Origin of the sequence: Pseudomonas fulva, assembly GCF_023517795.1 — a bacterium.
Taxonomy (GTDB): domain Bacteria; phylum Pseudomonadota; class Gammaproteobacteria; order Pseudomonadales; family Pseudomonadaceae; genus Aquipseudomonas; species Aquipseudomonas fulva_D.
This window is the reverse complement of record NZ_CP082928.1, coordinates 1,672,868-1,691,188: the sequence shown is the minus strand read 5'-3', so window position 1 is coordinate 1,691,188 and position 18,321 is coordinate 1,672,868. Positions and strand designations below refer to the sequence as shown.

General features: G+C 65.3%; 17 protein-coding genes. 3 read left to right on the top strand and 14 right to left on the bottom strand.

Translation table 11 applies throughout. The annotated features are described in order from the left end of the window. Positions 1-42: 42 nt before the first annotated feature. Positions 43-702, bottom strand: a complete 660-nt coding sequence (gene yrfG / locus K8U54_RS07600) for a GMP/IMP nucleotidase (RefSeq protein WP_249909565.1) — start codon at positions 700-702, stop codon at positions 43-45. A 136-nt stretch (positions 703-838) separates the two neighbouring features. Here yrfG and nudE point away from each other — a divergent pair, with 136 nt between their 5' ends. Next, complete coding sequence (nudE, locus tag K8U54_RS07595; RefSeq protein ID WP_013793147.1) at positions 839-1,405, top strand: ADP compounds hydrolase NudE; 567 nt, start codon at positions 839-841, stop codon at positions 1,403-1,405. Beyond that, positions 1,402-2,223, top strand: coding sequence for a 3'(2'),5'-bisphosphate nucleotidase CysQ (gene cysQ / locus K8U54_RS07590; protein ID WP_249909564.1), 822 nt, complete (start codon positions 1,402-1,404; stop codon positions 2,221-2,223). Before nudE ends, cysQ begins: the two co-directional genes overlap by 4 nt. 178 nt (positions 2,224-2,401) lie before the next feature. On the opposite strand, the gene K8U54_RS07585 is transcribed toward cysQ, so the two are convergent. The 13 genes from K8U54_RS07585 to pobA form a co-directional block, all read right to left on the bottom strand. Then, entirely contained in the window at positions 2,402-4,303 is a 1,902-nt protein-coding gene (locus tag K8U54_RS07585) for a beta-ketoacyl synthase (RefSeq protein ID WP_249909563.1), read from the bottom strand. Between the two features lie 292 nt (positions 4,304-4,595). Continuing rightward, entirely contained in the window at positions 4,596-5,876 is a 1,281-nt protein-coding gene (gene dctM / locus K8U54_RS07580) for a C4-dicarboxylate TRAP transporter large permease protein DctM (protein ID WP_249908372.1), read from the bottom strand. Beyond that, the gene (locus K8U54_RS07575) at positions 5,873-6,505 is read right to left on the bottom strand and encodes a TRAP transporter small permease (protein ID WP_249909562.1); all 633 of its coding nucleotides are present in this window, start codon (positions 6,503-6,505) and stop codon (positions 5,873-5,875) included. The genes dctM and K8U54_RS07575 overlap by 4 nt, the downstream gene beginning before the upstream one ends. A 165-nt stretch (positions 6,506-6,670) precedes the next feature. Then, positions 6,671-7,666: a C4-dicarboxylate TRAP substrate-binding protein DctP gene (gene dctP / locus K8U54_RS07570; protein ID WP_249909561.1), complete on the bottom strand. Its 996-nt coding sequence runs from the start codon at positions 7,664-7,666 to the stop codon at positions 6,671-6,673. Between the two features lie 327 nt (positions 7,667-7,993). Beyond that, positions 7,994-9,379, bottom strand: a complete 1,386-nt coding sequence (locus K8U54_RS07565) for a sigma-54-dependent transcriptional regulator (protein ID WP_249909560.1) — start codon at positions 9,377-9,379, stop codon at positions 7,994-7,996. After that, entirely contained in the window at positions 9,376-11,193 is a 1,818-nt protein-coding gene (locus tag K8U54_RS07560; protein ID WP_249909559.1) for a sensor histidine kinase, read from the bottom strand. The genes K8U54_RS07565 and K8U54_RS07560 overlap by 4 nt, the downstream gene beginning before the upstream one ends. A gap of 128 nt (positions 11,194-11,321) precedes the next feature. After that, positions 11,322-12,191, bottom strand: a complete 870-nt coding sequence (gene rfbD / locus K8U54_RS07555) for a dTDP-4-dehydrorhamnose reductase (RefSeq protein WP_249909558.1) — start codon at positions 12,189-12,191, stop codon at positions 11,322-11,324. Beyond that, the gene (gene rfbC / locus K8U54_RS07550) at positions 12,188-12,733 is read right to left on the bottom strand and encodes a dTDP-4-dehydrorhamnose 3,5-epimerase (RefSeq protein WP_249909557.1); all 546 of its coding nucleotides are present in this window, start codon (positions 12,731-12,733) and stop codon (positions 12,188-12,190) included. The genes rfbD and rfbC overlap by 4 nt, the downstream gene beginning before the upstream one ends. Next, a complete protein-coding gene (rfbA, locus tag K8U54_RS07545; protein ID WP_249909556.1) occupies positions 12,733-13,602 on the bottom strand; it encodes a glucose-1-phosphate thymidylyltransferase RfbA in 870 nt (289 codons plus the stop codon). The genes rfbC and rfbA overlap by 1 nt, the downstream gene beginning before the upstream one ends. Continuing rightward, positions 13,599-14,666 carry a dTDP-glucose 4,6-dehydratase gene (rfbB, locus tag K8U54_RS07540; RefSeq protein WP_249907867.1) on the bottom strand — a complete coding sequence of 356 codons (1,068 nt, stop codon included), beginning with the start codon at positions 14,664-14,666 and terminating at the stop codon, positions 13,599-13,601. Before rfbB ends, rfbA begins: the two co-directional genes overlap by 4 nt. Positions 14,667-14,715: 49 nt before the next feature. Next, positions 14,716-15,585 carry a KPN_02809 family neutral zinc metallopeptidase gene (gene ypfJ, locus K8U54_RS07535; protein ID WP_249909555.1) on the bottom strand — a complete coding sequence of 290 codons (870 nt, stop codon included), beginning with the start codon at positions 15,583-15,585 and terminating at the stop codon, positions 14,716-14,718. A 25-nt stretch (positions 15,586-15,610) separates the two neighbouring features. Continuing rightward, entirely contained in the window at positions 15,611-16,045 is a 435-nt protein-coding gene (locus K8U54_RS07530; protein ID WP_249909554.1) for a DUF411 domain-containing protein, read from the bottom strand. A 55-nt stretch (positions 16,046-16,100) separates the two neighbouring features. Further along, entirely contained in the window at positions 16,101-17,285 is a 1,185-nt protein-coding gene (gene pobA, locus K8U54_RS07525; protein WP_249909553.1) for a 4-hydroxybenzoate 3-monooxygenase, read from the bottom strand. Positions 17,286-17,423: 138 nt separating this feature from the next. Between pobA and K8U54_RS07520 the strand changes: the two genes are divergently transcribed. Beyond that, positions 17,424-18,290 (top strand): helix-turn-helix domain-containing protein, encoded by an 867-nt coding sequence (locus K8U54_RS07520; protein WP_249909552.1) that lies wholly within the window; start codon positions 17,424-17,426, stop codon positions 18,288-18,290. Positions 18,291-18,321 lie beyond the last annotated feature (31 nt).

The following is an 18,321-nucleotide window of genomic DNA, read 5'->3' as shown; positions in this document are numbered from 1 at the left end:
GCCGCTCCCACAATTCTTGCTCCAGCCGACTGATGTGCTGACTCACAACCCCTCTAACAAATCCCGGTAATCGCCCACCGCCTCGAACTCCTCGGTGTCCTTCACACCCTTGCGGCTATCGGGCTCGTACACCGCGAGCAGGTGCGCGACGCCAAAGCGCCTGGCGCTGCGCAGGATCGGGATGTTGTCGTCGATAAACAGGCTGCGCGCCGGGTCGAAGGCCAGGTCCTGTTGCAGGGCCGACCAGAATTGCTGGTCTTCCTTGGGAAAGCCGTAATCGTGGGAGCTGATCATGCGGTCGAAGTAGGGCGCCAGTTCGATGCGCTCCAGCTTCAGCGACAGCGAGTCGCGGTGGGCATTGGTGATCATCACCACCCGTTTGCCGGCCTGGCGGATGGCGGCGAGAAAAGTGTCGGCATCCGGGCGCAGGGCGATCAGGTCGGCGACTTCGCGCTTGAGGTCCTTGATCGACAGCTCTAGCTCGCGGCTCCAGAAGTCCGTGCAGTACCAGTTCAGCTGGCCGGCATGCTCGGTGAACAGCGGCTGCAACTCGGCATCGGCCAGGGCGCGGCTCACGCCATGGTGCTCGGCGTAGCGCTGCGGCAGGTGTTCGAGCCAGAAGTGATTGTCGAAGTGCAGGTCGAGCAGGGTGCCGTCCATGTCCAGCAATACGGTATCGATGTCGGACCAGGGCAGGTTCATGGCGAGGTAACTCTCTAGAGGTGAAAACGCGGCGAATGGTGCCTGCAGGTCGTCAAATGCTACGCCGAGGGCGCAGACATTCGGGGCAGGCGCGGTATGATAACCGTTCCGGTCAGCCCAGCAGCAGGACTCACCCATGCGTCAGAAGCCCACCGTCATTGCCCGCGAGATCGTCGCCAGCAGCCGCCTGTTCCGCGTCGAGGAGATCCAGTTGCGCTTCAGCAACGGCGCCGAGCGCACCTATGAGCGGCTGGTCGGGCGCGGCACCGGCCATGGCGCGGTGATGATCGTGGCGATGGCCGATGACGAGCACGTGCTGCTCGTCGAGGAATACTGCGGCGGCACCGGCGAGTACGAACTGTCGCTGCCCAAGGGCCTGATCGAGCCGGACGAAGACGTGCTCGATGCCGCCAATCGCGAGCTGCAGGAGGAGGCCGGCTTCGGCGCCCGGCGGCTGGAGCACCTGACCGAGCTGAGCCTGTCACCCGGCTATATGAGCCAGAAGATCCAGGTGGTGCTGGCCCGTGATCTTTATCCACAGACCCTGCCGGGCGACGAGCCGGAGCCGCTTCGGGTCGACAAGGTCAGCCTGCGCGAGCTGTCCGCGCTCATCCAGCACCCGCAGTTCAGCGAGGGCCGTGCCCTGGCCGCCCTGTACCTGGTGCGTGACCTGCTGGAACAGCGCGGGGAACTGAGCCGATGAGCCACCCGTTATTGCCCGGCGTGCTGGCTTTGGTGCAGCAGGCCGGCGAAGCCATTCTGCCGTTCTGGCGCCAGGGCGTGGAGGTGGTCGAGAAGGCCGATGCCTCACCGGTTACCGCCGCCGATCTGGCCGCGCATCGCATCCTGGCCGAGGGCCTGCTGGCGCTGGAGCCGAGCATTCCCGTGCTGTCCGAGGAAGATGCCGATATCGCCCAGAGCGAGCGTGCGGGCTGGTCGCGCTGGTGGCTGGTCGACCCCCTGGATGGCACCAAGGAATTTATCGCCGACAGCGAGGAGTTCACCGTCAACGTGGCGTTGATCGAGCGCGGCGAAGTGGTGTTCGGTGTGGTCGGCATTCCCGCCACGGGCGTGATCTACCACGGTGGCCGCGCGTTCGGCGCCTGGCGGGTCGCGCCGGGTGAGCCGCCGCGTGCGATCAACGTGCGCGAGACGCCGGCCAGCGGCCTGACCGTGGTCGCCAGCCGCCGCCACGGCAGCGCCCTGCAGGAACAGCTGCTGACCGCGCTGGTGGCCCGTTTCGGTGATATCGAGCGGGTCAGCGTCGGCAGCTCGCTGAAATTCTGCCAACTGGCCGAGGGCGGCGCCGACTTCTACCCGCGCCTGGCGCCCACCTCGCAGTGGGACACCGCGGCTGCGCAGGGCGTGCTGGAAGGCGCAGGCGGTGCGGTGCTGACGCTGCAGGGCGAGCCGCTGCGTTATGAGGCCCGTGAGTCGCTGCTCAATCCGTTCTTCCTGGCGCTGCCGGCGCAGGCCAAGTGGCGTGAACTGATCGTGGAAGAGGCAAAGGCGCTGGGTTGATAAGCAGCTAAAGGCTATTTAAAAGCGTAGCCGAGGCAGCTAGCGCAAGGGCTAGGCGCCCCCACAAAAACAGGCGAGGAAGCGGCCGGGGTCGCGAGCGACTGTACTGTTGTACATGAGCATTCCGAGCCTGTTTTTAACGCAGCGATAGCAACGCAGGTAGTTTTTAAAAAGCCTTTCAGTCCAGCATGTCGCTGTAGCGACTATCCTGTTTATACACCAGCGGCTGGGCGAAGCCCGGCACCTTGATCTGCTCGCTGTCGATGGCGATCTCGGTATCGTCGATCAGGTCGTTGCCGAAGTTGTAGATGATCTCCAGCTGGCCCTTGGTCGCCTGCTCGTCGTAGGCCTGGGCGGTGGCGCGGGTCTGTTCGCGGCGCTGCTGGTAGGCGCTGAACGCCGCCTCGCCATGGCGCTTGCGCAGCATGCGCTCGACCACGTGGGGGGCGAGCACCACCGCGCTGGCATTGTTGCCGCCAAAACCCTTGGAGTTGATGAAGCACACGTCCATGCGCTGGTCGTGGCGGTCGGCGTTGCTGATGCTCAGGTGCTGCTGGTGCACGTCGTCGGCCACGGCATCGATGGTCTTGATGCCGGGGATGATGCCGTACTTGAAGGTGCCCAGCGCGGAGATCACCTGGTCGCCGCTGGCGGTGGCCAGGGAGTGACCGACAAAGGCCTTCACCGCGGCCACCGGCCAGCTGTCGATGGCGAAGGCGGCGGCGACGCGGTCCAGCAGCTCGGATTCGGTAACCCGATTGGCCGGGGTGCTGGAGCCGTGGGCATGCACGAAGCTGCGCTGGCGCACGGCGTCGATGCCGACCAGTTGGGCAGCCGCGGCGACGGCCTTGGCGACGGTCAGGTAGTTGCCCGGGCCAGGCGCGGAGATGGATTTCTTGAAGCCGTCGGCGTTGATGAACACGTCGGTGGCGGCGCCGTGGATGTCGGCACCCAGTTGCAGGGCCAGCTCGTCGTCCATCAGCACGATGAACTGGCAGGCTTCGGACAGGGTGAAGCCACAATTCTCGCCGAACGGGCGGCTGGCGCGGCGGAAGTCGACGTCGTCTTTTCCTTCGATCAGGCGCAGGCCGTCTTCGGTGGCCAGGGCGCCCATGGCGCCGTAGCCCTCGATGCATTCGGCGTTGATCGGCGCTTCGCTGTTGCCGACGATCACCACGCGGGCCTTGCCGGCGTTGATCTGCTCGATGCCCTTCTGCAGGTTGTACAGGAAGGTGGCACAGGCGCCGGTGACGCTGCCGGTGGTGCCGACGCTGCCCAGCACATAGGCGTTGATGAAATCGGCGGGCATGGTGTTCAGGCCCAGGGCCAGCTGCTTGGAGCTGACGCGATGGCCCTTGAGGCGCGACTGCATCAGGCCGCCGAAGCCGTTTTCGTCGAGCTGGCTCATGATGCTGCCGGCGAACACGGCGATCTCGTCGGGGGCGACGTGATCGACGATGGTCTGCCATGGCACGCCAGTGGCGCGCAGCGCGTCGGTCACGCCGACCACGGCCATCTGCAGGCCGCGTGGGTGGAAACGCGAGTTGTACAGCTCGCCGGGCTCGAAGCCGGTGGGCAACTGGCCGGCGGATTTCACCGGCAGGGCACGGTAGCTGTCGACCTTGAACTCACAGCTGTCGTGCAGGGTGACGCGCACCTCGTTGCCATCCAGTTCCTCGACCGACCAGTTGGCCGGCAGCGGCTCGGGCAGCTGCTTGCGGTTGCTGACGAAGGTCACGCTGCCGGCTTCGCCACCGACGGCGATGCTCTTGTGCCAGTGGGCAGCATCGGGATCCAGGTGCTGTTTCTCGATACGGCGCACCAGGGTCGAGGCGAGAATCTGCGCGCCGTAGCGGCGCTCGATGTCGGCGGGCGACAGGGCTTCGCCGTCCAGGCTCTGATACGCGCCGTCGACCACGCGCACCAGCTTGGTCATCACCGCCAGACCGGTAAGGGTTTCCTGACGTGCCTGTTCGTCCAGCGATTCGATCACCGTACGGCGGAAACCGTGGTGGAAGGAGCTGCGGCCGGCGGCATTGTAGCCACCGAAACCGACGATCACAGGCAAACGAGACTTCACGCGGACACTCCTTCAACTAATTAGATCGGCATGCGGAACGGGCGCATACCGGGTCAGCGGATCGAGGCGAGGCGCGCGTTTCTTAACCAGAAAGGCGCCATTATGGCTAATCGGGTGCCTATGGTGACGCGATCCATGACCCACAAGTCACGACTGGATACAAGGTTACCCGTTATCGACGCTTGCGGCACGACCCGCCTGCAGATCGGCGGTGAGCCCGAGGGCAAAAATGCAGAAACCCGGCACTGGGCCGGGTTTCTGGGTCACGGGATGAACCTCAGGACAGTTCCGCTTACATCCCCAGCCAGTTCGGCAGGCCCAGGGAAATGAACGGCACGTAGGTCACCAGGATCAGGAACGCCAGCATCACCAGCAGCCATGGCGACACCGCGCGCACCGTGCGGGTCAGCGGCATGCCGGTGACCGCCGAGGTGACGAACAGGTTGAGCCCGGTCGGCGGCGTGATCAGGCCGATCTCCATGTTCACCACCATGATGATGCCCAGGTGGATCGGGTCGATGCCCAGTTGCATGGCGATCGGAAAGAGGATCGGCGCCAGGATCAGGATGATCGCCGACGGCTCCATGAAGGTGCCGGCGACCAACAGCACGATGTTCACCACGATCAGGAACTCGATGGGCGAAAAGCCCTGGTCGACCACCCAGGCGGTGATCGACTGCGGGATCTGCTCGGTGGTCAGCACGTGGGCGAACAGCATGGCGTTGGCGATGATGAACATCAGCACCACGCTGAGCTTGCCGGCCTCGATGAACACCTTCGGGCACTCGCGAACGGTCATGTCCTTGTAGATGAAGATCGCCACGAACGCCGCGTACACCGCTGCCACTGCGGCCGCTTCGGTCGGCGTGAACATGCCCGAGTAGATGCCGCCGAGGATGATCACGATCAGCGCCAGGCCCCAGCCGGCCTTGCGCCCGGCGGTGAGGATCTCGGCCAGCGAGGCACGCGGCAGCGACGGCATGTTCTTGACCCGGGCGATGATGTAGATGGTGATCATCAGGAACACGCCCAGCAGCAGGCCCGGCACCACGCCGGCCATGAACAGCTTGCCCACCGAGGTCTCGGTCGCCGTGGCGTAGACCACCATGACGATCGACGGCGGAATCAGGATGCCCAGGGTCCCGGCGTTACAGACGATGCCGGCGGCGAACTCCTTCTTGTAGCCCGAGCGCACCATGCCAGCGATGACGATCGAGCCGACCGCCGCCACCGTGGCCGGCGACGAGCCGCTCAGCGCGGCGAACAGCATGCACGCCAGGATCGCGGCGATGGCCAGGCCGCCCTTGATGTGGCCGACGCAGGCGTTGGCGAAGTCGATCAGCCGGCGGGCCACGCCGCCGCTGGTCATGAACGCGCCAGAGAGCAGGAAGAACGGAATGGCCAGCAGCGTGTAGTGCTCGCTGGTCTCGAACAGCTTGATCGCCAGCGAACGCACCGAGTCGTTGCTGAAGAACAGGATGGTCATGGCCCCGGAAAGACCCAGGGAAATCGCCACCGGAATGCCGATGAACATCAGCGCGAACAGGGCGACGAACAGAAATGCGATGGTCATCGTTTGGCCTCCGTCTCTTCGGCGAGTTTGATGGCGTCTTCGACTTCGCCGTGACCACCGAAACCAATCTGCTTGTCCTGGATCACCCGCACCAGCACCTGGGCGAAACGCAGGAACATCAGGGTGAAGCCGATGGGCACGATCATCACGATGTGCCACTGCTGAACGCCAAAGCGGTCAAGGTCCTCGGCACCGGTGCCGAGGGTGAACAGCAGCGCCACCCACTGCTCGCTGGAGTAGGCCATCAGCGCGCAGTAACCCAGGCAGATCACCAGCGCGAGGATGGCCACGGCCTTCTGCAGGGCGGGCTGGAACATGCGCACCAGCAGGTCGACGCCGATGTGCGCACCGATGCGCACACCCCAAGCCAGGCCGACGAAGATCAGCCAGCCGAACATGGCCTTGGTCAGGGCCACGCTCCAGGTCATTTCCTGGGCGACATAGAGGATGCCGTCACCGATGGCGAACAGCGCATCGTTGCCGAACGGCAGGGCATCACCCAGGGCGTAGAAAACACCGTAGAGGTTGTTGAACACCACGTACGAGAAGGTGACCAGGGTCATGCCTGCAAGCAGGAATGCCACCATCACCTCTTCGGCTTGGTTCCAGACACGAGCGACAGCGTGCATGGGTTATCTCCGTGTATGAGAGCGGTCGCGAGGCGACATGAGAGACAGCGGCACCCGGGGCTCGGCAGCGGCGCTGCAGCCAGCAGGTGTCAATGTCGGTAACGCGGGCGGCAACCCCTTTCAGGAGTCGCCGCCGGATGGCCCCAGCGTATGGAGCCGGCGGCCTTAGTTGGCCTGATTGGCGGCTTCGGCAGCCTTGATCAGGTCGGCACCGATCTCACCTTCGAACTTCTTCCACACCGGGCGCATGGCTTCGCGCCATTCTTCACGCTGCTCGGGCGTCAGGGTGACGATCTCGGTGGTGCCGGCATCGAGGATGCGCTGCTTGTCCTTCTGGTTCAGCGCCTCGGCCTGCTTGTTCACCTCGACGGTGACTTCGGCAAGGATCGCGGTCAGTTCGCTGCGGATGTCTTCCGGCAGGCCTTCCCAGAACTTGGTGTTGGTGATCACCATGTAGTCCAGCACGCCGTGGTCGGTCTCGGTGATGAACTTCTGCACCTCGTGCATCTTCTGGCTGTAGATGTTCGAGTAGGGGTTCTCTGCACCATTGACCACACCGGTCTGCAGGCCCTGATAGACCTCGGCGAAGCTCATCTTGCGCGGCGCGGCGCGCAGGGCCTTGAACTGCTCGTCGAGTACGGCGGAAGCCTGTACGCGGAATTTCAGGCCGCGGGCATCTTTCGGCTCGACCAGCTTCTTGTTGGCCGACAGCTGCTTCATGCCGTTGTGCCAGTAACCCAGGCCGGTGATGCCTTTGCTTTCCATGCTGGTCAGCAGGGCCTTGCCTTCAGGGCTTTGCTGGAAGCGGTCGACGGCATTGATGTCATCGAACAGGAAGGGCAGGTCGAAGATCTGGATCTGCTTGGTGTAGTGCTCGAACTTGGCCAGCGACGGCGCGATGATCTGTACGTCACCGAGCAGCAGCGCTTCCATTTCCTTGCCATCGCCGAACAGCGAGGAGTTCGGGTAGACCTGCACGGTCACCTTGCCATCCATGCGCTCGTCGACGAGCTTCTTGAACAGCAGTGCGCCTTGACCTTTTGGGGTGTGCTCGGCAACCACGTGGGCGAATTTGATGGTGATCGGATCGGCGGCCTGGGCCATGCCGGCGATGCTCAGCGACAGGGCGCAAGCCAGTGCCTTGGCAGTGAATTTGAACATGGGATGCTTCCTCTTGTTGTTGGATATCGTGCTGGGCGCCGAGGCGCAAAACGAGCGAACAAGAGCAAGTCGAGGATTGCCGCTTGAGCGGCAGGATCGGTTGGCAGCGATTGGGCCTGGACTTGTACTTGTTTTTCGCTTATGAGCAGTAGAGCAAGCGTTGTGCCAGGCTGTGTGACGAAATGGCACGGCAGCTTTGCGTGCAGCGCAAAGCCCCATGGTGTAAGGGGTGGACGATCTTTCCACAAGAGCCGGCCAGCGCTGGAGGCTGGCGGCATTGCGGTAGGTACTGAAAGCGGCGGCAGGAGTCGGCAAGAATCCGCTTATTTACTCGATATCGTCTGGCGAGCTTCCGCCAGCATCGGCGAAATTCAGGCCGTGCTTGCGCAACTTGTCGTGCAGGGTCTTGCGCGGCACGCCCAGGGCCTCGGCGAGGCTGCGCAGGGAGTTGTGGTTGCGGGTCAGTTCGGCAGCGATCAGCGCGCGTTCGAAGGCCTCGACCTGTTCGCTGAGGCTGCCGGACAACGGGGCGTTGTGCAGCTGGCTGTCGACACTCAGCTCCAGGCCCAGGTCCAGCCCGAGGGCGAAGCGCTCGCCGGCGTTCTGCAATTCGCGCACGTTGCCCGGCCAGGCGTGGCGCAGCAGCATGGCCCGCTGGCCAGGTTGCAGTTCGCGCTGCGGCAGGCCGTGGCGGGCGCTGGCGGTGTTGGCGAAATGCTGGAACAGCACCAGGATGTCCTCGCCACGCTCACGCAAGGGCGGAATGCGCAGCGGCGCGACGTTGAGGCGGTAATACAGGTCGGCGCGAAAGCGCCCCTGGTCGGCGGCGGTGCGCAGGTCTTCCTTGGTGGCGGCGATCACCCGGATATCCAGGGGAATCAGCTGGTTGCCGCCGAGGCGCTCGACCACCCGCTCCTGCAGCAGGCGCAGCAGCTTGACCTGCACGTCCAGGGTCATGCTTTCGATCTCGTCGAGAAACAGGGTGCCACCGTTGGCGAATTCGAACTTGCCGATGCGGCGCTTCTGCGCGCCGGTGAAGGCACCGGGCTCGTGGCCGAACAGCTCGCTCTCCACCACGGACTCGGCCAGGGCACCAGCGTTGATCGCCACGAAGGGGCCGTCGCGGCGGCTGGACAGGTCATGCAGGGCGCGGGCCACGACTTCCTTGCCGGCACCGGTCTCGCCGAGGATCAGCACGTCGGTACTGATCCCGGCCAGGGAGCCGATCTGCTCGCGCAGGCGCTGGATGGCCGGTGAATGGCCGACCAGGCGGCCGGACAGCTGCTGACGGTCGGCCAGGGCCAGGCGCAGGCTGCGGTTGTCCAGCACCAGGCGGCGCAGGGCCAGGGCACGGCGCACGCTTTCCAGCAGGTCTTCGCTGGCGAAGGGTTTCTCCAGGAAATCGTAGGCGCCGGCGCGCATGGCCTGCACGGCCAGGGGCACGTCGCCGTGGCCGGTGATCAGCAGTACCGGCAGGTCCGGGTCCTGTTCGTGCAGCTGCTTGAGCAGCTCCAGGCCATCGACGCCGGGCATGCGGATGTCGCTGACCACCACGCCCGGCCAGTCGCGTTCGATACGCTCGGCCAGGCCCTTGGCATCGGCCAGGGTGGCGACCTTGAGGCCGGCCAGGTCCAGGGTCTGGCTGAGGGCCTGGCGCAGGTGCGGGTCGTCGTCGATCAGCAGAACCTGAGTGTGGGCGTCGATGGTGCTCATACGGTGAAGTCCTCGGGCGGCTGGATGTTCACGCCGTTGCCGGCGGTGCGCAGGCGCAGGATCAGGTGCGCGCCGCCCTTGGGGTGGTTGGCGAACAGCAGTTCGCCGCCCAGGGCGCGCATCAGGGTGTCACAGATCGCCAGGCCCAGGCCGAGGCCCTGGGCGCTGGTCTTGGTGGTGAAGAACGGCTCGCGGGCGTGGGCCAGGGCGCTTTCCGAGAAGCCGGGGCCATTGTCGCGCAGGTGCAGCTCGAGCAGGTTGTCCTTTTCCTCGGTGCTGATCCAGATGCGCCGCGGCTGCGGGCGCTCGGCCAGGGCATCCAGGGCGTTGGCCAGCAGGTTGCTGAGCACCTGGCGCAGGCGCGTCTCGCCAGCCTGCACCCACAGCGTGGCATCGGGCAGGTCGCGGATCAGCTCGACGTCCATGGCCCGCCGGCGCTTGGCCAGCAGCGCCAGGGCATCGTCGATGGCCGGCTGCAGGGCGACGCTTTCCGGGGCATGGCGGTCGCGGCGGGCGAAGGCGCGCAGGTGGGCGATGATCGAGGCCATGCGCTCGGTGAGCTGGCTGATCAGCTTGAGGTTGCCGCGGGCGTCCTCGGTGCGCCCGTGGTCGAGCAGCACGCCGGCGTTCTCGGCGTAGCTGCGGATGGCCGCCAGGGGCTGGTTGAGTTCATGGCTGATGCTCGCGCTCATGGTGCCCAGGGCGGTCAGCTTGCTGGCCTGGACCAGTTCGTCCTGGGCCTGCACCAGTTCCTGCTGGGCTTGTTCACGCTCCAGCACTTCCTGCTTGAGGCGGCTGTTGAGGCGCTCCAGGTCCTGGGTGCGCTCCTGCACGCGCTGCTCCAGCTCCTGGCGGGCGCGGGTGTTGAGGGCGATGCGATCAAGGTAGTGACGGCGGCGCTGCATCATCAGGCCGACCAGCAGGATCAGCACCAGCAGGGCGCCGCCGCCGATGGCCATTACCGTGCGCACCGAGCGGTCGAGCACCACCCGCGGGGCGAGAATGCTGACGCTCCAGCCGGTTTCGTCGAGCACCCGGCTCTGGGTCAGCCAGACGTCCGGATCGAGCTGCAGGGGCGGCGGTGCCTGGGTCGGGTAGGGCTGGATGGCGGCGATGGAGGCGCGCTCCGCCTTGTCCAGCGGGCGGCTGGCGTGAAACCGCCAGTCGGGGCGCGAGGTCAGGATCACCACGCCGTTGCCGTCGGTCACCAGCAGCTGTTCCGGAGTGCTGCCCCACAGGCTTTCGGTGTGGTCCAGATCCACCTTGATGACCATCACGCCGATCTTCTGGTTACCGTCGTAGACCGCCGAGGCGAAGTAGTAACCCCGCTTGCCGGAGGTGGTGCCGAGGCCGAAGAAGCGGCCCAGGCGCCCGGCCAGTGCTTCCTGGAAGTAGGGTCGAAAGGCGAAGTTGCCACGTACGAAGGTGTCCTGCTGATCCCAGTTGGAGGCGGCCAGGGTTTCGCCCCGGGGGTTCATCAGGTAAATCACGTCGGCGCCGGTCTGCTGGCGTACCCGCTTGAGCAACTGGTTGGCCGCCGCCTGCGCCGTTTCGTCGCCGGGCGTGGCCAGCACGGTGCGCAGGCCCGGCAGGTCGCCGAGGATCGGCGGCAGCACTTCGTAGCGGCGCAGGGTGCCCAGCAGGTTGGCCACGTAGAGGTCGAGGGTCTGGCGATTCTGCTCGGTCAGCTCGGTGCGGTAATAGCGCTCGGCGACGTAATGCAGGGGCCACAGCAGCGGCGCCAGCAGCAGGGCCAGCAGGGCCAGGCTGCGCCAGCGAGGACGTTTGGGAATGGTGCTGGGAATCGAGTTCATGGAGTCGGCGCCGGAAAGACCGTGGCATTATGAACGCATAAGCTTTCAGCCAGATAGCCCGCGTCGAGCAGCGACACCTGGGCGGGCACCCAGGTATCGCCGCGCTCAATCGAGGCTGGGCGATGGCCTCAGCCTGGGCTGCTCAGGCACTGCAGCAGGCCGTCGTGCCAGTCCGGCAGGCGCACGCCCCAGTCACGTTCCAGGCGCGTGCAGTCGAGCCGCGAGTTGAGCGGGCGCTGGGCCGGCGTTGGATAGTCGCTGGTGGCGATGGCGGTGAGCTGGGCGACGGACTTGCCCTGTGCCAGCAGCTGCGCGGCGATGGCTTCGGCAAAGCCGAACCAGGAGGTCTCGCCCCGGGCAGTGAAGTGATAAACGCCCCAGGCTGCGGTTTGCTGCTGTTGCCAGCGCTCGATCAGTTGCCCGGTGGCGGCGGCGATGCTGCCGGCCCAGGTCGGTGCGCCGATCTGGTCGGCCACCACGCTGAGCTGTTCGCGTTCCTGCAGCAGGCGCTGCATGGTCAGCAGGAAGTTGCGCCCATGCAGCGAGTACACCCAGCTGGTGCGCAGGATCAGGTACTTGCCACCCGCCGCCGCAATGGCCTGCTCGCCAGCCAGCTTGCTGTGGCCATAGACGCCCAGTGGGTTGGCAACGTCGTCCTCGTCATAGGCAGTGGCTTTGCTGCCATCGAACACGTAGTCGGTGGAGTAGTGGATCAAGGGTACGTCGAGCGCCGCGGCCTCTTCGGCCAGTACGCCGGGGGCGATGGCGTTGATCGCAAAGGCGGCCTCCGGCTCGCTTTCGGCGGCATCGACCGCGGTGTGCGCAGCGGCATTGATGATCAGCTCCGGGCGCAGATGGCGCACGGCCTCACGCAAACGCGCAGTGTCGGCAAGGTCGAGCTGCTCGCGGCCCAGCGCGATCAACTCATGCTGCTTGCTGAGCAACAACTGCAACTCACGGCTCACCTGACCATGCTGGCCGAGCAGAAGAATCCTCACGGAAACAGCTCGGCGTCGTCGAAGAACTTGCCCTGCTGATCCTTGGCGGAAAGCCTCGGCTCGCCCTGCAGCGGCCAGTCGATAGCCAGCTTCGGGTCGTTCCAGCGAATGCAACGTTCGTGTGCAGGCGCGTAGTAGTCGGTGGTCTTGTAGAGGAATTCGGCGAATTCGCTGAGCACCACGAAGCCATGGGCAAAACCTTCGGGGACCCACATCTGCCGTTTGTTGTCGGCGGACAGGTGCGCGCCCACCCACTGGCCAAAGGTCGGCGATTGGCGACGCAGGTCCACGGCGACGTCATACACCTCGCCAGCGGTGACTCGCACCAGCTTGCCCTGGGCCTGCTGCACCTGATAGTGCAGGCCACGCAGCACGCCCTGTTGCGAGCGCGAGTGGTTGTCCTGGACGAAGGTGGGATTCAGGCCCGTGGCTTCGCTGAAGGCGCGGGCGTTGAAGCTTTCGAAAAAGAAGCCGCGCTCATCGCCGAACACCTTGGGTTCGAGTATCAGCACGTCGGGGATGGCGGTTTGAATGATCTGCATCAGTTGTCCTCGGCCAGGCTGAACAGGTACTGGCCATAACCGGTCTTGCCGAACGCCTTGGCCTGGCGCAGCAGGCAGTCGCGGTCGATCCAGCCCTGCCCGTAGGCGATTTCTTCCAGGCAGGCGACTTTCAGCCCCTGGCGGTGCTCGATGGTTTGCACGTACTGCGAGGCTTCCAAGAGGCTGTCGTGGGTGCCGGTGTCGAGCCAGGCGAAGCCGCGGCCGAAGCGCTCCACGCGCAGGTCGCCGCGTTGCAGGTAGGCGTTGTTGACGTCGGTGATCTCCAGCTCGCCGCGCTTTGATGGTTTGACCGCCTTGGCGATCTCGATCACGTCGTTGTCGTAGAAGTACAGGCCGGTGACGGCATAGCTGGAGCGCGGCTGGGCCGGCTTTTCCTCGATGGAAATCGCTTGGCCCTGGGCGTCGAACTCCACCACGCCAAAACGCTCGGGATCCTTGACCCAGTAACCGAACACGGTGGCGCCCTTGTCCGCGGCAGCCGCGCGCAGGAGTTTTTCGGTGAAGTGCTGACCGTGGAAGATGTTGTCACCAAGGATCAGGCACACCGGATCGTCGCCGATAAACTGCTCGCCAATGATGAAGGCGCGGGCCAGGCCGTCCGGCTCCGGCTGTTCGGCGTAGCTCAGTTGCAGGCCGAACTGGCTGCCGTCGCCGAGCAGCTTCTGGAACTGCGGCAGGTCGTGGGGCGTGGAGATGACCAGAATCTCGCGGATGCCGGCGAGCATCAGCACCGAAAGCGGGTAGTAGATCATCGGCTTGTCGTAGATCGGCAGCAGCTGCTTGGACAGGCCCAGGGTGATCGGGTGCAAACGGGTGCCGGAGCCACCGGCGAGAATGATGCCTTTCACTGTTGTTGCTCCCTGGGGGCGCCGAGCCGCTCACGCTGGTAGCTGCCGTCCTGCACGCGGCGGCACCAGTCGAGGTTGTCCAGGTACCAGCGCACGGTCTTGCGCAGGCCGCTGGGAAAGGTCTCTTCGGGGGTCCACCCAAGCTCGCGCTCGATCTTGCTGGCGTCGATGGCGTAGCGCAGGTCATGGCCGGGGCGGTCGGTGACAAAGGTGATCTGCTCGCGGTAGGAGCCCGCGGCACGCGGTTGCAGCTCGTCGAGCAGGTCGCAGATGGCGTGCACCACATCGAGGTTCTTCTGCTCGTTGTGGCCGCCGATATTGTAGGTCTCACCGACCGCGCCGCGGGTCACCACCTGCAGCAGGGCGCGGGCGTGGTCCTCGACGAACAGCCAGTCGCGTACCTGCTGGCCATTGCCATACACCGGCAGCGGCTTGCCATCCAGGGCGTTGAGGATCACCAGCGGAATCAGCTTCTCCGGGAAGTGATACGGGCCGTAGTTGTTCGAGCAGTTGGTCAGCAGCACCGGCAGGCCGTAGGTGCGCTGCCAGGCGCGCACCAGGTGGTCCGAGGCCGCCTTGCTGGCCGAGTAGGGCGAGCTGGGGGCGTAGGGCGTGGTTTCGGTGAACAGGTCGTCGACGCCGTGCAGGTCGCCGTATACCTCGTCGGTGGAAATATGGTGGAAGCGAAACGCCTGGCGACGGGCCTCGTCCAGCTTCGACCAGTAGGCGCGGGTGGCCTCCAGCAGCGCATAGGTGCCGACGATATTGGTCTGGATGAATGCTGCCGGGCCGTCGATGGAGCGGTCGACGTGGGACTCGGCGGCCAGGTGCATGATGGCGTCGGGCTGGAAGCTTTGCAGCGCATCGGCTACCGCAGGCTGATCGCCGATATCCGCTTGCAGGAAGCGATAGCGCGGGTTGCTCTCGACCTCGCGCAGGGATTCCAGGTTGCCGGCGTAGGTCAGCTTGTCGAGGTTGAGCACCTCGTGATCGGTGTCCTTGATCAGGTGGCGGATCAGCGCGGAGCCGATGAAGCCGGCACCGCCGGTGACGAGAATGCGCATGTGAAAGGTGCCCAGCCAGTGAAAAGGTGAAGTATGCCTGCTCGACCCTTTATAGACGAGCGCTGGAAAAGGTATCGCAGGCGCCCACCTTGCCGCTTTCGAAGCCGGCGGTGAACCACTGTACGCGCTGCGCCGAGGTGCCGTGGGTGAAGGAGTCCGGCACCACCCGGCCCCGGGCCTGTTGCTGCAGACGATCGTCACCGATGGCGTTGGCGGCGTTCAGCGCCTCCTCCAGATCGCCGGGCTCGAGCCAGTCGAGGCGGCGCTGGGCGTGGTGTGCCCAGATGCCGGCCAGGCAGTCGGCCTGCAGTTCCTGGCGCACCAGCAGGCCGTTGGCGCCTTCCAGGTTCTCGCCGCGCTGGCGCGCCGCATCGACCTTGGCGGAAACCCCCAGCAGAGTCTGCACATGGTGGCCGACCTCATGGGCGATCACGTAGGCCTGGGCGAAGTCGCCGGCCGCGCCATAGCGCTGTTCCAGGTCGCGAAAGAATCTCAGGTCCAGATAGACCTGCCTGTCGCCCGGGCAGTAGAAGGGGCCGACCGCCGAACTGGCGAAGCCGCAGGCCGAATTCACCCCGCCGTCGAACAACACCAGTTTCGGATCCTGATACTGGCGACTGTTGGCTTGGAAGATGGTGCGCCAGGTGTCTTCGGTATCGCCCAGTACGGCGCGCACGAACTCCGACTGCTCGTCGTTGGCCGCCGGGCGATCCACCTGGCTGCTCGAATAACCGCCGGACTGGCCGGCCAGCTGGCCGAGGATCTGCAGCGGGTCCTGGCCCATCAGCAAACCCACCACCACGACGATGGCGATGCCGCCCAGGCTCAGCCCGCGGCCGCCGCCAAAGCGCATGCCACCACCTCCGCCACCGCGGGCGTCCACGACGTTGTCACTGCGGCGAGCTCGTTTCCAGCGCATGGCGATGTCCTTTCAAGAGAGCGAGTCAGTTACTCGGATAACTACTGACCACGCTTTCGCCGCCTTGTGCGTCCAATCCAACCACCTGATAGGCATCGCGGATATTGCCGCGCTCCATGCCCGGCGAGCCGGTGGGCATGCCGGGCGCGGCGATGCCGATCAGGTCGCGGCGCTCGCGCAGTTTGAGAATGTCGGCGGCCGGCACGTGGCCTTCGACGAATTTGCCGTCGATCACCCCGGTGTGACAGGAGCTCAGGCGCTCGGGCACGCCAAGGCGCTCCTTGACCGCGTGCATGTCGGTCTCGACATGATCGTTCACGTTAAAACCGTTGGCCTGCAGGTGGCTGATCCAGCCCTTGCAGCAGCCGCAGTTGGCGTCTCGGTGCACGTCGATAGTCAGCGGCTCGGCGGCCTGGGCGAGACCGGCGAACAGGCCGGCGACAAGAAGCAGTGGGCGCATGACGCAAATCCTCCTGAAAGATTTCGCGAGCATAGCGCCGCCAGCGGCGGTTTACCTATTCGACAGGTTCGTAGGGCAGCCCCACGTAGTTCTCGGCGATGCTGGTGCGCCCGGCCTCGGAGCCGACGAAGTAGTCCAGCTCGGTCTGGCGCATGCGCGCGGTGAAGGCGTCGGTATCCGGGAAGTTGTGCAGCAGACCGGTCATCCACCAGGAAAAGCGCTCGGCCTTCCAGATCCGGCGCAGGCAGATCGCCGAGTAGCGCTCGAGCAACTCGGTGCGGCCTTCGCGGTAGACCTTGAGCAGGATGCGGTACAGGGTGCTGACGTCGCTGGCGGCCAGGTTCAGGCCCTTGGCGCCGGTCGGCGGCACGATATGGGCGGCGTCGCCAAGCAGGAACAGCTTGCCGTACTGCATGGGTTCGACCACGAAGCTGCGCAGTGGCGCGATGCTTTTCTCGATGGACGGCCCGGTCACCAGCTTGGCCGCCGTGTCGGCCGGCAGGCGCGCTTTCAGTTCCTCCCAGAAACGTTCGTCGGGCCAGTCCTGCATCTGCTCGTCAAGGCCGACCTGCACGTAATAGCGGGTGCGCGTCGGCGAGCGCATGCTGCACAGGGCGAAGCCGCGTGGGTGGCTGGCGTAGATCAGTTCTTCGGCCACCGGCGGTGTGTCGGCCAGCACACCGAGCCAGCCGAACGGGTAGACCCGCTCGAACACCTTGAGGGTTTCGGCGGGAATCGATTGCCTGGACACGCCGTGGTAGCCGTCGCAACCGGCGATGTAGTCGCAGTCCAGGCGATAGGCCTGGCCATCCTTCTGGTAGGTGACGTACGGCGCGCCCTCCTTCAGGTCGTGCAGCTGCACGTCGCAGACCTCGTAGTGGGTCACGGCGCCGCTCGCCTCGCGGGCCTCCATCAGGTCGCGGGTGACCTCGGTCTGGCCGTAGATCATCACCGTCTTGCCGCCGGTCAGGCCCTTGAGGTCGATACGCTCGCGGCGGCCGTCGAAGGCCAGCTCGAAGCCGTCGTGCACCAGCCCTTCACGGTCCATGCGGGCGCCGACGCCGGCTTCGCGCAGCAGGTCGACCATGCCCTGTTCGAGCACTCCGGCGCGAATGCGACCGAGTACGTAGTCCGGGCTCTGGCGTTCGAGAATGACGGTGTCGATGCCGGCGTTGTGTAGCAATTGGCCGAGCAGCAGGCCGGACGGGCCGGCCCCGATGATGGCGACGGAGGTTTTCATGGTGTCCTCGATATTGTTGTGTGGACCTTTGTGCTTGTATTTTTGATTGGCGTTATTCGGCGGATAAGGCAAATTCACGTCGTTTACTTGGACTTTCATAAACTCCGTTCGCCTATCGGCCACTTTTCGGGAGCGTCCATGAGCCAGCTGCAGATCGGCGTACCGGTGTTCAAGTTGTATGGCGATGCCCTGGAGTGGCCGACGCCCGACTTGCTGCACTGCGAGTCGATTCCCAAGCGCAGCCGCCTGCACGACTGGGTGATCGAGCCCCATCGCCATCCGGATCTGCTGCAGCTCCTGTACCTGCGCAGCGGTTGGGCGCTGATCGAGGTGGAGGGCGTGCAGTCGCGCATCGACGACGCGGCGCTGCAGGTGCTGCCGCCGCTATGCGTGCACGGCTTCCAGTTTTCCGATGACGTTGACGGCTACGTGCTGACCCTGGCGGCGCCACTGGTGGCCCAGCTGGAAGCGCACCTCGGCGCCCAGCATCCGGTGTTCAGCGCACCGGCGCTGTACCCGGTGGGGGCTGACCAGGCCCATCTGGACAGGCTGTTCGATGCCATCGACCGGGAATACGCGCAGAGCGCCCCCGCCCGCAACCTGCTGCTGCAGTCGCTGGTCGGCGTGCTGGCCGTGTGGCTTGGCCGTCAGGTGCTGGGGCGCCAGGCGGCCGATCGCCCGGTGCGCGGCGAGCAGCATCTGGCAGCGTTCAATCGCCTGGTCGAGCAGCATTTTCGCGAGCAGTTGTCGGTCGAGGAATATGCCCGGCGCCTGGGCATCACCACCGCGCACCTCAACAGCATGACCCGCCGCTACGCCGGGCAGAGCGCCCAGGCCCTGGTGCATCAGCGCCAGTTGCTGGAGGCCAAGCGCCTGCTGGTGTACTCGTCGATGACCCTTAGCCAGATCGCCGATGCGCTGCAGTTTTCCGAACCGGCGTATTTCTCGCGATTCTTCAAGCGTTTGACCGGGCAGACGCCCAGTGCCTTTCGGCAGCAGCGCTGACTGGCCTATGCTCTGCCCATGAGCCCAGGAG

What these genes read in the sequence shown, in the direction of transcription:
- yrfG (WP_249909565.1), bottom strand. Translation starts at nt 702, where the DNA reads ATGAACCTGCCCTGGTCCGACATCGATACCGTATTGCTGGACATGGAC.
- nudE (WP_013793147.1), top strand. Translation starts at nt 839, where the DNA reads ATGCGTCAGAAGCCCACCGTCATTGCCCGCGAGATCGTCGCCAGCAGC.
- cysQ (WP_249909564.1), top strand. Translation starts at nt 1,402, where the DNA reads ATGAGCCACCCGTTATTGCCCGGCGTGCTGGCTTTGGTGCAGCAGGCC.
- dctM (WP_249908372.1), bottom strand. Translation starts at nt 5,876, where the DNA reads ATGACCATCGCATTTCTGTTCGTCGCCCTGTTCGCGCTGATGTTCATC.
- K8U54_RS07575 (WP_249909562.1), bottom strand. Translation starts at nt 6,505, where the DNA reads ATGCACGCTGTCGCTCGTGTCTGGAACCAAGCCGAAGAGGTGATGGTG.
- dctP (WP_249909561.1), bottom strand. Translation starts at nt 7,666, where the DNA reads ATGTTCAAATTCACTGCCAAGGCACTGGCTTGCGCCCTGTCGCTGAGC.
- K8U54_RS07565 (WP_249909560.1), bottom strand. Translation starts at nt 9,379, where the DNA reads ATGAGCACCATCGACGCCCACACTCAGGTTCTGCTGATCGACGACGAC.
- K8U54_RS07560 (WP_249909559.1), bottom strand. Translation starts at nt 11,193, where the DNA reads ATGAACTCGATTCCCAGCACCATTCCCAAACGTCCTCGCTGGCGCAGC.
- rfbC (WP_249909557.1), bottom strand. Translation starts at nt 12,733, where the DNA reads ATGCAGATCATTCAAACCGCCATCCCCGACGTGCTGATACTCGAACCC.
- rfbB (WP_249907867.1), bottom strand. Translation starts at nt 14,666, where the DNA reads ATGCGCATTCTCGTCACCGGCGGTGCCGGCTTCATCGGCTCCGCGCTG.
- ypfJ (WP_249909555.1), bottom strand. Translation starts at nt 15,585, where the DNA reads ATGCGCTGGAAACGAGCTCGCCGCAGTGACAACGTCGTGGACGCCCGC.
- K8U54_RS07530 (WP_249909554.1), bottom strand. Translation starts at nt 16,045, where the DNA reads ATGCGCCCACTGCTTCTTGTCGCCGGCCTGTTCGCCGGTCTCGCCCAG.
- pobA (WP_249909553.1), bottom strand. Translation starts at nt 17,285, where the DNA reads ATGAAAACCTCCGTCGCCATCATCGGGGCCGGCCCGTCCGGCCTGCTG.
- K8U54_RS07520 (WP_249909552.1), top strand. Translation starts at nt 17,424, where the DNA reads ATGAGCCAGCTGCAGATCGGCGTACCGGTGTTCAAGTTGTATGGCGAT.